The organism is Franconibacter helveticus LMG 23732 (assembly GCF_000463115.2).
In the GTDB taxonomy this organism is placed as follows: domain Bacteria; phylum Pseudomonadota; class Gammaproteobacteria; order Enterobacterales; family Enterobacteriaceae; genus Franconibacter; species Franconibacter helveticus.
The window spans coordinates 92,474-105,267 of the sequence record NZ_AWFX01000045.1 but is presented as its reverse complement, the minus strand read 5'-3'; the positions used below and the strand labels follow the sequence as shown (position 1 = coordinate 105,267).

Below are 12,794 nucleotides of genomic sequence, written 5' to 3'. Positions count from 1 at the left end.
TGGGCATTATTTTTATATGGTTTCCGAATCTAAAACCACACAAGCGCCTGCGCTACGCCGTGAACTGAAGGCGCGTCATTTGACGATGATCGCCATCGGCGGCTCCATCGGCACAGGGCTTTTTGTCGCATCCGGCGCGACGATTTCTCAGGCGGGCCCCGGCGGCGCGCTCTTTTCCTACATACTCATCGGCCTGATGGTCTATTTCCTGATGACCAGCCTCGGCGAGCTGGCGGCCTATATGCCGGTATCCGGCTCGTTCGCGACCTATGGCCAGAATTACGTGGAAGAAGGCTTCGGTTTCGCGCTGGGCTGGAACTACTGGTACAACTGGGCGGTGACGATCGCCGTCGATCTCGTGGCCTCGCAGCTTGTGATGAGCTACTGGTTCCCTGATACGCCAGGCTGGATCTGGAGCGCTGTCTTCCTCGGCATTATGTTCCTGCTTAACTACATTTCGGTAAAAGGCTTTGGCGAGGCGGAGTACTGGTTCTCGCTCATCAAAGTGGCGACCGTCATTATCTTTATCCTGGTCGGCATTGCGATGATCGTCGGCATCTTCAAAGGCGCCGAACCGGCGGGCTGGAGCAACTGGCAAGTGGGCGAAGCGCCGTTTGCTGGCGGTTTTGCCGCGATGATTGGCGTGGCGATGATTGTCGGCTTCTCTTTCCAGGGCACCGAGCTTATCGGCATCGCGGCGGGTGAATCTGAAGATCCGGCGAAAAACATTCCGCGCGCGGTGCGTCAGGTTTTCTGGCGTATCCTGCTGTTCTATGTCTTCGCCATTCTTATCATCAGCCTGATTATTCCGTATACCGACCCGAGCCTGCTGCGCAATGATGTTAAAGACATCAGCGTCAGCCCGTTCACCCTGGTGTTTGAACATGCCGGCCTGTTGGGCGCAGCGGCTATCATGAACGCGGTTATCCTCACGGCAGTACTTTCTGCGGGTAACTCCGGCATGTATGCCTCCACCCGCATGCTTTATACATTGGCCTGCGACGGCAAAGCGCCGCGCATTTTCTCAAAGCTTTCAAAAGGCGGCGTGCCGCGCAACGCGCTGTATGCCACCACGGTGGTTGCCGGGCTTTGCTTCCTCACCTCTATGTTTGGCAACCAGACCGTTTACCTGTGGCTGCTTAATACGTCCGGGATGACGGGCTTCATCGCCTGGCTTGGCATTGCCATCAGCCACTACCGCTTCCGTCGCGGCTATGTGATGCAGGGCAATGACATTAACGATCTGCCGTACCGCTCCGGTTTCTTCCCGCTGGGGCCGATTTTCGCCTTCGTGCTCTGTCTTATCATCACGCTGGGCCAGAACTATCAGGCTTTCCTGGAAGATACCATTGACTGGACGGCGGTCGCGGCAACCTATATCGGCATTCCGCTGTTCCTGATTATCTGGTTCGGCTACAAGTGGACCCGGGGAACCCATTTCGTACGCTACAGCGAAATGACCTTTCCGGAACATCTGAAGAAGTAATGAAAAGGGCGCGATAAGCGCCCTTTTTTATTGTGGTGCCGCACCGTATTGGCAGAGGCGCTCAGCAATGCGCCGTCCGCCGTGACCGCGGCTGCGCGCTTAACGCAAATGCTGCGCGTGAAAGCGCAAATGCTCTTCAATAAAGGTCGCGATGAACCAGTAGCTATGGTCGTAGCCCGGCTGCATGCGCAGGGTTAACGGCCAGCCCGCTTCGCGCGCCGCTTCATCAAGCCGCTCCGGCTGGAGCTGCTCGCCAAAGAACGGATCGCTGTCGCCCTGGTCGATAAGCGTAGGGATAGCCTGTTCAGGCGCGGCGTTTTCCATCAGCGCGCAGCTGTCCCACTCCCGCCACAGATTTTCATCTTCGCCCAGATACGCGGTGAACGCTTTTTTCCCCCACGGCACGGCCGCCGGGTTGACGATAGGGGCGAAAGCGGAAACGGAACGAAAGCGCCCCGGATTTTTCAGCGCCATAATCAGCGCCCCGTGGCCGCCCATGGAATGGCCGCTAATGGAACAGCGGTCAGCGACCCTGAAGTTTTCAGCGATAACCCCCGGCAGCTCATCGCGCAGGTAATCATACATGCGATAGTGCGATGCCCACGGCGCTTCGCTGGCGTTAAGATAAAAGCCAGCGCCTTTGCCGAGGTCGTACCCCTCGGCGTCCGCCACGTCGTCGCCGCGCGGGCTGGTATCCGGCATCACTAACGCAATGCCAAGTTCAGCCGCCACGCGTTGCGCGCCCGCTTTGGTGGTGAAATTTTCATCGGTGCAGGTCAGGCCGGAGAGCCAGTAAAGCACCGGCGGCGGGGAGTCGGCTTCAGGCGGCAGAAAAATGCTGAAGATCATGGCGCAATTGAGCGTCTCAGAATGATGTCGCCAGCGCTGCTGCTGGCCGGAAAAACAGCGATGCTCGTCGAGCAGTTCCATAGGCGGCTCCTTATAAGTAGCTGAACAGCATAGCGCAAACGCTCATTGGCGGGTGAACAAGTTTCACTTCACCTTCCAGAAGCCATGCTGCATCATAGCGGTAACTTTATTTTAACAAATGGGGGCGCTGTGGCGCTGCGGATTGCACTCACCGGATTTCTTGCACTGGTTGTCGTCATGGGGATTGGACGTTTCGCCTTTACGCCGCAGGTGCCTTTGATGGTGGGGGAGGGGCAGTTAACGCTCACCAGCGCGGGTCTGGTGGCGGCCGCCAACTATCTGGGGTATCTGGCAGGCGCATGGGATGCGATGCGGGCAAAAACGCGGGTGGAGCTTCGCCTGTGGGCGGGCATCGGCGGCGCGGTCTTGCTGACGCTGCTTTCCGCCTTTGTCGCCGGGCCCTGGCCGCACGCGCTACTACGCTTTGCGATTGGCTGTATGAGCGGCTGGGGGCTGGTGTTAATGGCCGCCTGGACCAACGAGCAGCTCGCGCATTTCGGCAGGCCCGGGCTTAGCGCGGCCGTGTTCGCAGGACCAGGCGCAGGCATCGCCATCAGCGGTCTGCTGGCCGTCTGGATACACGGCGCCGGGCTTAGCGCGCAGCAGGGCTGGCTTATTTACGGCGTGCTGGCGTTGCTGTTTATCGCGCTTGTCGCCCGCAACCTGCCGCGCCGGGGGCAACTTCACCGCCCCGGCAGCCAGCCTGCGCCGCTGCGCTTAACCTCCGGCCTGAAAAAGCTGGTCTGGAGCTACAGCCTTGCCGGGTTTGGTTACATACTGCCTGCTACTTTTCTTTCGCAAATGGCGGCGGCGCGTTTTCCCGGCAGCCTGTTCGCGCAGTTTGTCTGGCCTGTGTTCGGCGGCGCTTCGGTCATCGGCATCGCGCTCAGCATCCTGCTTCGCGGCGTGTTGCAAAGCAATCAGCGGCTGGCGGTGGTGCTGTGGCTACAGGCGGCGGGCGTGGTGGCCGCCGCATGGCTGCCGGGCATTAACGGGCTGGTTATCGGCGCGCTGCTGGTGGGCGGCGGCTTTCTTTGCGCCGTGCAGCTTTCGTTACACTACGGGCGGGAACTGGCGCCGGAGCATACGCGGTATCTCGCAGGGCTGCTTACCACCGGCTATGCGGTGGGTCAGCTTGTGGGGCCGATGACCTCAGCCGTTTCCACTTTTCTCACCGGCAGGCTGGAGCCTGCGCTATGGATTGCCGGCGCTGCGCTGGTCATCGGCGGCGCGCTGGTCTGGCGGCGCGACGATCAAAGGAATCGTCAATCCCAATAATTATCGGTCCCGCTACTGGATTATGTGCGTCCGCTCACGCACAATGAACGCTCACTTTGCCCCTGCGGCAAAGGCTGGTCACACCTGCTGGAGAAAAATAAAGATGTCATTACTCTCAAAAGAAGCTGCCCTGGTACACGAGGCGCTGGTTGCGCGTGGGCTGGAGACGCCGCTGCGCCCGCCATTGCACGAGCTGGATAACGAAACCCGCAAGCGCCTTATCGCCGGTCATATGACCGAGATTATGCAACTGCTTAATCTCGATCTGAGCGATGACAGCCTGATGGAAACGCCGCACCGCATCGCCAAGATGTATGTCGACGAGATTTTCTCCGGCCTGGACTACGCGAATTTCCCGAAAATCACCGTCATTGAAAACAAAATGAACGTGGATGAGATGGTCACGGTGCGCGATATCACGCTGACCAGCACCTGCGAACACCATTTTGTGACTATCGATGGCAAAGCCACCGTGGCTTATATCCCGAAAGATTCGGTGATTGGCCTGTCAAAACTCAACCGTATCGTACAGTTCTTCGCTCAGCGCCCGCAGGTGCAGGAGCGCTTAACGCAGCAGGTGCTGGTCGCGTTGCAAACGCTGCTTGGCACCAACAACGTGGCGGTTTCAATTGATGCGGTGCATTACTGTGTGAAAGCGCGCGGCATTCGCGATGCGACCAGCGCTACCACCACGACTTCGCTTGGCGGGCTGTTCAAGTCCAGTCAGAACACGCGCCAGGAGTTTCTGCGCGCCGTGCGCCACTCCAGCTAAGCGACAGGGCAGGCTGCCATGGCAAGAAACGTCACGCTGGACGTGGTTCGCGGCGTCGCCATTCTTGGCATCCTGCTGTTAAACATTAACGCCTTCGGCTTGCCGAAGGCGGCCTACCTCAATCCCGCCTGGTATGGCGAGGCGACAAGCCGCGACGCCTGGACCTGGGCGCTGATGGATCTCTTCGCGCAGGTTAAATTCCTCACCCTGTTTGCTCTGCTGTTCGGCGCGGGCCTGCAAATGCTGCTGGTGCGCGGAAAACGCTGGATCCAGGCGCGTTTAAGCCTGCTTGCGATCTTCGGCTTACTGCATGCCGTTTTCCTCTGGGATGGCGATATCCTGCTGGCTTACGGGCTGGTGGGGCTTGTCAGCTGGCGAATGGTGCGCGACGCGCCGGGGGCGAAATCGCTGTTTAATACCGGCGTGATGCTCTACCTCATGGGCGTGGGGATCTTGCTCCTGCTTGGCGCCATCACAGGCGATCAGATAAATCGCTCGTGGCTGCCGGACGCGGCAAACCTGCAATACGAGCAGTACTGGAAGCTGAAGGGCGGCCTGGAAGCTATCGACAACCGGCTTGATTTGCTCTCTTCAAGTTTGCTCGCGCTGGGCGCGCAGTATGGCTGGCAACTGGCGGGCATGATGCTTATCGGCGCGGCGCTGATGCGCAGCGGCTGGTTGCGCGGCGAGTTCAGCCTGCAACACTATCGCCGCACCGGCCTGATCCTTATTGCCGCAGGTCTGCTGATTAATCTGCCTGCGGTCATCGCGCAGTGGCGGCTTGGCTGGGATTACCGCTGGACCGCGTTTTATTTGCAGGCGCCGCGTGAAATCAGCGCGCCGTTACAGACCCTTGGCTACGCGGCGCTGATTTACAGCTTCTGGCCTTCGCTCGCAAAGCTAAAGTTCACCGGCGCGCTGGCGTGCGTTGGACGCATGGCGCTGACCAACTACCTGCTGCAATCGCTGATTTGCATCACGCTGTTTCATCGCTTCGGCCTGTTTATGAAGTTCGACCGGTTGCAGCTGCTGGCTTTCGTGCCTGCGGTCTGGAGCGTTAACCTGCTTTTCTCCGTGCTCTGGCTGCGTCGTTTCCGGCAGGGGCCGGTTGAATGGCTGTGGCGCCAGCTTACCGCCCGGGCCTCTGGCGTCTCCCTCTCGCAAACAACCAGATAACGATCTGGATCACAATCGTTAACATTTCGCATGTAACCGTTTCCAGCGCTGTGATGCGCTTCACGTAGCGCCTGGCTTTGCGCTGCGAGAATAGCCCCCAGGCTTACACAGGGGGTATTCGTGAATCGCTGCCAATTACTTAAAGGTGATCGCCATGATCACTATTCGTGACGTCGCAAGGCTTGCGGGCGTCTCTGTCGCTACCGTCTCCCGAGTCCTCAATAACAGCGCGCTGGTGAGTCCTGAAACGCGTGAAAACGTTATGCAGGCGGTCAGCCAGCTTGGCTACCGGCCAAACGCTAATGCCCAGGCGCTGGCCACGCAGGTCAGCGACACCATCGGCGTCGTGGTCATGGATGTTTCCGACCCCTTTTTCGGCGCGCTGGTGAAAGCGGTGGATACGGTCGCTCAGCAGCATAATAAATATGTGCTCATCGGCAACAGCTATCACGAAGCGGAAAAAGAGCGTCATGCCATTGAAGTGCTGATTCGCCAGCGTTGCAGCGCGTTAATCGTGCACGCAAAAGCGCTTTGCGATGAAGAACTTGCCAGCTTTCTTGAGCAAATTCCCGGTATGGTGCTTATCAACCGCATCGTGCCGGGCTATGCGCATCGCTGCGTAGGGCTTGATAACATCAGCGGGGCGATGATGGCAACCCGCATGCTGCAAAGCAACGGCCATCAGCGCATCGGCTATCTGGCTTCCGCTCACCGCATTGAAGATGACGACCAGCGTAAAGAAGGCTGGCTGCGGGCGCTGGCGGAGCAGGGGGTGTCTGCGCCGGAAAGCTGGATCGGCATGGGTAGCCCGGATATGCAGGGCGGCGAGGCGGCGATGGTGGAACTGTTAGGCCGCAATCTGCAACTCACCGCCGTGTTTGCCTATAACGACAGCATGGCGGCGGGCGCGCTCACGGCGCTTAAAGATAACGGCATTGCGGTGCCGCAGCATTTGTCACTTATTGGTTTTGATGATATTCCCATCGCCCGTTACACCGATCCGCAACTCACTACCGTGCGCTATCCCATTGTTTCAATGGCGCGGCTCGCGACAGAACTGGCGCTGCTTGGCGCCGCAGGAGAGCTGGATTTACAGGCCAGCCACTGTTTTATGCCGACCCTGGTGCGTCGCCATTCCGTGGCGGTGAAGCAAAGTGTGGGGCCGATCACTAGTTTATAAACGAGCGTGATGTAACCGCTTTCAATCTGTGAGTAAATTCACAGTATATTAACATTACGCTGGTCTATGATGTCAGCGTTTTAAAGGCTGAAACACTATGTAACAGCAGCGTTGCGCTAAGAGCATGGTTTACGGTCCAAAAACAATCAAAAAAAGCAGTGCTGGAGCGTTATCGATCAGGGAAGAAAATTTTAAAGTGAGCTTCGGTGGTTAGTAACACTCTTTTAACATTACTACCCCGCCGCCCGTTTTTCATCAGAACTACCCTGCATAAAACCGGAGATACCATGAATAAGAAGGTCCTTACTCTGTCTGCCGTTATGTCCTGCATGCTGTTTGGCACCGCTGCTCAGGCTGCTGACCGTATTGGCGTGACCATTTATAAGTATGACGATAACTTCATGTCCGTAGTACGCAAGGCCATTGAAAAAGAAGCAAAAGCCACTCCGGACGTTGAACTGCTGATGAACGACTCGCAGAACGACCAGTCCAAGCAGAATGACCAGATTGACGTGTTGCTGGCTAAAGGCGTGAAGTCGCTGGCCATCAACCTGGTTGACCCGGCTGCGGCAGGCACCGTGATTGAAAAAGCGCGCGGCCAGAACGTGCCGGTGGTTTTCTATAACAAAGAACCTTCACGCAAAGCGCTCGACAGCTACGACAAAGCTTTTTATGTAGGGACCGACTCCAAAGAATCCGGCGTTATCCAGGGCGATCTCATCGCCAAGCACTGGGGCGCTAACAAAAACTGGGACCTGAACAAAGACGGCCAGATCCAGTTCGTGCTGCTGAAAGGCGAACCGGGCCACCCGGATGCCGAAGCGCGTACCACTTACGTTATCAAAGAGCTGAACGATAAAGGCATCAAAACCCAGCAGCTGGCGTTAGATACCGCTATGTGGGACACCGCTCAGGCGAAAGACAAAATGGACGCCTGGCTCTCCGGCCCGAACGCGAACAAAATTGAAGTCGTGATTGCTAACAACGACGCAATGGCGATGGGCGCGGTAGAAGCGCTGAAAGCGCACAACAAATCTTCCGTCCCGGTCTTCGGCGTTGACGCCCTGCCGGAAGCGCTGGCGCTGGTGAAATCCGGCGCGATGGCCGGCACCGTGCTGAACGACGCCAACAACCAGGCGAAAGCGACTTTCGATCTGGCGAAAAACCTGGCGCAGGGCAAAGGCGCTGCTGACGGCACCAACTGGAAAATTGAAAACAAAGTCGTACGTATTCCTTACGTCGGCGTTGATAAAGACAATCTGGCGCAGTTCTCCAGCAAATAAGATTAAGTAATACTTTTTTGGGGCGCGCAGGCGCCCCTTTTAAACCGTGCCATGCAAAGCCAACACTCTCGCAGCCAGGTATAATTATGGTCAGCAATACTACGCAGTCGTCAGGCGAATACTTGTTGGAAATGACCAATATCAACAAGTCTTTCCCGGGCGTTAAGGCACTCGATAACGTTAATTTAAAAGTTCGTCCTCACTCCATTCATGCATTAATGGGGGAGAACGGCGCGGGTAAATCAACGTTATTAAAGTGTCTTTTTGGGATCTATCAAAAAGATTCCGGCAGCATTCTTTTCCTGGGAAAAGAAATTGATTTTCATTCGGCCAAAGAAGCGCTGGAAAATGGTATTTCCATGGTGCATCAGGAATTAAACCTGGTTCTTCAGCGCTCCGTTATGGACAATATGTGGCTTGGTCGCTACCCCACCAAAGGGGTTTTTGTCGATCAGGACAAAATGTATCGTGATACCAAAGCGATTTTCGACGAGCTGGATATTGATATCGATCCCCGCGCGCGCGTCGGCACGCTTTCTGTTTCACAGATGCAGATGATTGAAATCGCCAAAGCGTTCTCCTACGACGCCAAAATCGTCATCATGGATGAGCCGACCTCTTCGCTGACGGAAAAAGAGGTAAACCATCTCTTTAAAATTATCCGCAAGCTGAAAGAGCGCGGCTGCGGCATTGTGTATATCTCCCATAAAATGGAAGAGATATTCCAGCTCTGCGACGAAATTACGATTTTGCGCGACGGACAGTGGATCGCCACCCAGCCGCTGGAAGGGCTGGATATGGATAAGATCATCGCCATGATGGTAGGCCGCTCGCTCAACCAGCGCTTCCCGGATAAAGAGAACAAACCGGGCGAAGTGATTCTTGAAGTGCGCAACCTGACTTCGCTGCGCCAGCCTTCTATCCGCGATGTCTCCTTTGACTTGCATAAAGGAGAAATTCTCGGCATCGCAGGCCTGGTAGGCGCACGACGCACCGACATTGTGGAAACATTATTTGGCATCCGCGAAAAATCGGCGGGCACCATTACCCTGCACGGCAAACAGATTAATAACCACACCGCGAACGAAGCCATTAATCACGGCTTTGCGCTGGTGACCGAGGAGCGTCGCTCAACGGGGATTTACGCTTATCTGGACATCGGTTTTAACTCCCTGATCTCCAATATTCGCAACTACAAAAACAAAATCGGTCTGCTGGATAATTCCCGCATGAAAAGCGATACCCAGTGGGTTATCGATTCCATGCGCGTAAAAACGCCAGGACACCGCACGCAAATTGGTTCGCTTTCCGGCGGCAACCAGCAAAAAGTAATTATTGGCCGCTGGCTGCTGACGCAACCGGAAATATTAATGCTCGATGAACCAACGCGCGGCATTGACGTAGGCGCGAAATTTGAAATTTATCAGCTTATTGCTGAACTGGCGAAAAAAGGCAAAGGGATCATTATTATCTCCTCCGAAATGCCAGAGCTGTTAGGGATAACCGATCGTATTCTGGTAATGAGCAATGGCCTCGTCTCCGGAATTGTTGACACCAAAACGACAACGCAAAATGAAATTTTGCGTCTTGCGTCTTTGCACCTTTAATATCAGGGGCTCCTCATGAGTGCGTTAAATAAGAAGAGTTTTCTCACTTATCTGAAAGAAGGCGGTATTTACGTCGTTCTTTTAGTGTTGCTGGCCATTATTATTTTCCAGGATCCCACTTTTTTAAGCCTGCTTAACTTAAGTAACATTCTGACCCAGTCTTCAGTGCGTATTATCATCGCGCTCGGCGTGGCGGGGCTTATTGTGACGCAGGGGACCGACCTTTCTGCGGGGCGCCAGGTTGGCCTGGCGGCGGTAGTCGCGGCAACGCTTTTGCAGTCTATGGAAAACGCCAACAAAGTCTTCCCGGAAATGGCGACCATGCCGATTCCGGTGGTGATTCTTATCGTCTGCGCCATCGGCGCCATTATCGGCCTGATTAACGGCATTGTTATCGCTTACCTGAACGTAACGCCGTTTATTACCACCCTCGGCACCATGATTATCGTTTACGGTATTAACTCCCTGTATTACGACTTCGTGGGCGCGTCGCCGATTTCCGGCTTCGACAGCGGCTTCTCGACCTTTACGCAAGGGTTTCTTGCCATAGGCAGCTTCAGGCTCTCCTATATCACCTTCTATGCGTTAATCGCGGTAGCGTTCGTCTGGATCCTGTGGAATAAAACTCGCTTTGGCAAAAACATCTTCGCCATCGGCGGCAACCCTGAAGCAGCAAAGGTCTCTGGTGTGAACGTCGCGCTGAACCTGCTGATGATTTATGCGCTCTCTGGCGTGTTCTACGCCTTCGGCGGGCTGCTGGAAGCGGGCCGTATCGGTTCTGCAACCAACAACCTGGGCTTTATGTATGAACTTGACGCTATCGCAGCCTGCGTAGTGGGCGGGGTCTCTTTCAGCGGCGGCGTGGGCACGGTGCTCGGCGTGGTAACCGGTGTGATCATCTTCACCGTTATCAACTACGGCCTGACCTATATCGGCGTGAACCCTTACTGGCAGTACATCATCAAGGGCGCCATTATTATCTTCGCAGTTGCGCTGGACTCACTGAAATACGCGCGTAAGAAGTAATAGCTCACCCTGTGAAAAAGCCTCCGGAGACGGGGGCTTTTTTATGGGTAACGCCAGGGCAGGGCAGGGCAGGTAAACAGGGCTGTCTTTTGTTTTTGCATGCATTGCGGGCGGCGATAAATAACCTTCCTGATAAACGCCGCAGCGTAACCGGCCAGAGCCTTTTTTCTCCTCCTCTGAAGAGAAAGCCAACAACCGAAGGCGTTGCGCTGCGGGCGCGTTTACGGGCAACCTCATCTTTTACTTTGCCCGGACACGAAAAACCCGGCGCTATTTCTTCTTCTGCAACTCCAGCAGCTGCTCTGGCGTTACCGCCGGATAACCCTGGGCGTCGTCGGGCACTTCATGCAGGGAGGGGATAGGAATAAGCGGCCCTAAAAAGCGCGGTTCGCGCTTGAAGATATAGAGATCCGCAAGCGCCCCCAGGCGGGCGCCGAATTCGCGGATGCGCACCGGCAGCATATTTTTCGGTGAAGGCACCGCATAACACTGCGCCTGAATGCCCATATGCAGGGCGATAAAAAGCGCGCGTTCGCAGTGGAATCGCTGGGTAATGATAATGAAGTCGTTGGTATCAAAGACTTTGCGCGTGCGCACGATGGAATCCAGCGTGCGAAAACCCGCGTAATCCAGCACGATATCCGCCGGGTCGACGCCTGCGGCGATCAAGTCTTTGCGCATCGTCATCGGCTCGTTATAGCTTTGCTGCGCGTTATCGCCGGAAAGCAGCAGGTAATTCACCTTGCCGCTGTTATAGGCGTTCAGCGCGCCCTGAATACGATAGCGGTAATACTGATTGATCACCCCGGTGCGATAATATTTCGCCGTCCCCAGCACTACCCCCACCTGGCGGTAGGGAAGATCCTGCAATTCATCGTAAACGTAGGGCGACGTTTTCCAGCTGATCCAGCGATCAAGCCCAAGCGCAGTTAACAGCACCAGGCTAATCAGAACCAGCAGGCTGTATAACAAACGCTTCAACATTCAGGCACTCGGAGCAGGGGTGAAATGTCATCCAAGGCTACTTTACCCGTGGGGCAAGAGCAAGAAACAGCGAATCGGTTGAAGGAAATTTCACCACTGCGGACAGTTCATCCGCAGGGCTTTGATTAATCGAGCGCTATGCGTTCCACCGCATGGCAGCCAACAGCGCGTAGCGTAGCTACGGTGGCATCCCACTGAACGATATTCGCCTGGGTTTTTTCCGCAAGCGCGGCCCGCTGAATATCGCGCCAGCCGTAGCCGTTCAGGCTCAGCAGATTGAGCGCCGCCTGCAAAGGGGGAAGAGAAGGGTTAAACGCGGCGTTTTCCGCATAGCTGCCGGTAAAGATCTGGCCGTCAGCGGTTTGCAGCGCGATACCGGAAGGCGACTGGCTGTAAGGCGCGTGGCTGCGGCTGGCCGCTTTAATGGCCGCGTCGGCGAACGCTTCGCCTTTTAAGGCGAAAGCATGATCCTCTGCATCGAAAATCAATGTTTTGATGTCCAGATCGCGCGGGCCGAAGGCGTCTGGCAAATAATCGCCAAGCTTCGAAGGGGCGCGTCCTGGCAGGTTAATACGCAGGGTCAGGCCGCTGTTCAGCTCGTTCATAAACTGGCGGCAATGGCCGCAGGGCGTGTAGTTCACGGTAATGGCGCTCAGGCCTTTTTCGCCGCGCATCCAGGCGTGAGTGATGGCGCTTTGCTCTGCATGCACGGTTTGCTGCATCGCCACGCCGGTAAATTCCATATTGGCGCCGAAATAGAGCGCGCCGCTCAGCCCGCGCGCAATGGCGCCGACATTAAAATGGGAGATATCCGTTTGCGCGCAGGCGGCCGCCAGCGGCAACAGCGCGAAAGCCAGCGCTTCGTCGTCCAGCCCGCTGTGGCGTTTTACCGCTTCAACCTGACTTGCGCTCAGCATGGCCGGGAAGTGGTCATCATTAAGCCACGGCGCCAGGACATCCTGCAACGCGGCGGGAAGCTGTGCAAAAGCAGATTCAAAACGTGAATGCATGGGCTAAGCCTCTTATCAGTTTACTGGAACCGTAGTTTACGGGCCTCGATGGGCTTTATATG

Annotated in this window: 11 protein-coding genes; 8 read left to right on the top strand and 3 right to left on the bottom strand. The window is 56.0% G+C overall.

Translation table 11 applies throughout. The annotated features are described in order from the left end of the window. Positions 1–16 precede the first annotated feature (16 nt). Positions 17–1,486, top strand: coding sequence for an amino acid permease (locus DW56_RS12975; RefSeq protein ID WP_024552917.1), 1,470 nt, complete (start codon positions 17–19; stop codon positions 1,484–1,486). A 99-nt stretch (positions 1,487–1,585) separates the two neighbouring features. Here DW56_RS12975 and fghA read toward each other — a convergent pair whose 3' ends face one another. Continuing rightward, complete coding sequence (fghA, locus tag DW56_RS12970) at positions 1,586–2,416, bottom strand: S-formylglutathione hydrolase (RefSeq protein WP_024552916.1); 831 nt, start codon at positions 2,414–2,416, stop codon at positions 1,586–1,588. Positions 2,417–2,545: 129 nt separating this feature from the next. Here fghA and DW56_RS12965 point away from each other — a divergent pair, with 129 nt between their 5' ends. The 7 genes from DW56_RS12965 to mglC all read left to right on the top strand — a co-directional run bounded on the left by DW56_RS12965 (position 2,546) and on the right by mglC (position 10,738). After that, entirely contained in the window at positions 2,546–3,694 is a 1,149-nt protein-coding gene (locus DW56_RS12965; RefSeq protein WP_024552915.1) for a YbfB/YjiJ family MFS transporter, read from the top strand. A gap of 103 nt (positions 3,695–3,797) precedes the next feature. Then, positions 3,798–4,466, top strand: coding sequence for a GTP cyclohydrolase I FolE (folE, locus tag DW56_RS12960; protein ID WP_024552914.1), 669 nt, complete (start codon positions 3,798–3,800; stop codon positions 4,464–4,466). Between the two features lie 18 nt (positions 4,467–4,484). Further along, positions 4,485–5,642, top strand: coding sequence for a DUF418 domain-containing protein YeiB (gene yeiB / locus DW56_RS12955; RefSeq protein ID WP_024552913.1), 1,158 nt, complete (start codon positions 4,485–4,487; stop codon positions 5,640–5,642). Positions 5,643–5,796: 154 nt separating this feature from the next. Beyond that, positions 5,797–6,822: an HTH-type transcriptional regulator GalS gene (gene galS, locus DW56_RS12950; RefSeq protein ID WP_024552912.1), complete on the top strand. Its 1,026-nt coding sequence runs from the start codon at positions 5,797–5,799 to the stop codon at positions 6,820–6,822. A gap of 287 nt (positions 6,823–7,109) precedes the next feature. Beyond that, on the top strand, positions 7,110–8,105 hold the full coding sequence (gene mglB, locus DW56_RS12945; RefSeq protein ID WP_024552911.1) for a galactose/glucose ABC transporter substrate-binding protein MglB: 996 nt from the start codon (positions 7,110–7,112) through the stop codon (positions 8,103–8,105). A gap of 86 nt (positions 8,106–8,191) precedes the next feature. After that, positions 8,192–9,712, top strand: coding sequence for a galactose/methyl galactoside ABC transporter ATP-binding protein MglA (gene mglA, locus DW56_RS12940; RefSeq protein ID WP_024552910.1), 1,521 nt, complete (start codon positions 8,192–8,194; stop codon positions 9,710–9,712). A gap of 15 nt (positions 9,713–9,727) precedes the next feature. Further along, positions 9,728–10,738: a galactose/methyl galactoside ABC transporter permease MglC gene (mglC, locus tag DW56_RS12935; protein WP_024552909.1), complete on the top strand. Its 1,011-nt coding sequence runs from the start codon at positions 9,728–9,730 to the stop codon at positions 10,736–10,738. Positions 10,739–11,008: 270 nt separating this feature from the next. On the opposite strand, the gene sanA is transcribed toward mglC, so the two are convergent. Together sanA and cdd are read right to left on the bottom strand one after the other, a co-directional pair. Next, a complete protein-coding gene (gene sanA / locus DW56_RS12930; RefSeq protein WP_024552908.1) occupies positions 11,009–11,722 on the bottom strand; it encodes an outer membrane permeability protein SanA in 714 nt (237 codons plus the stop codon). Between the two features lie 125 nt (positions 11,723–11,847). Beyond that, positions 11,848–12,732 carry a cytidine deaminase gene (gene cdd, locus DW56_RS12925; protein WP_024552907.1) on the bottom strand — a complete coding sequence of 295 codons (885 nt, stop codon included), beginning with the start codon at positions 12,730–12,732 and terminating at the stop codon, positions 11,848–11,850. Positions 12,733–12,794: the final 62 nt, after the last annotated feature.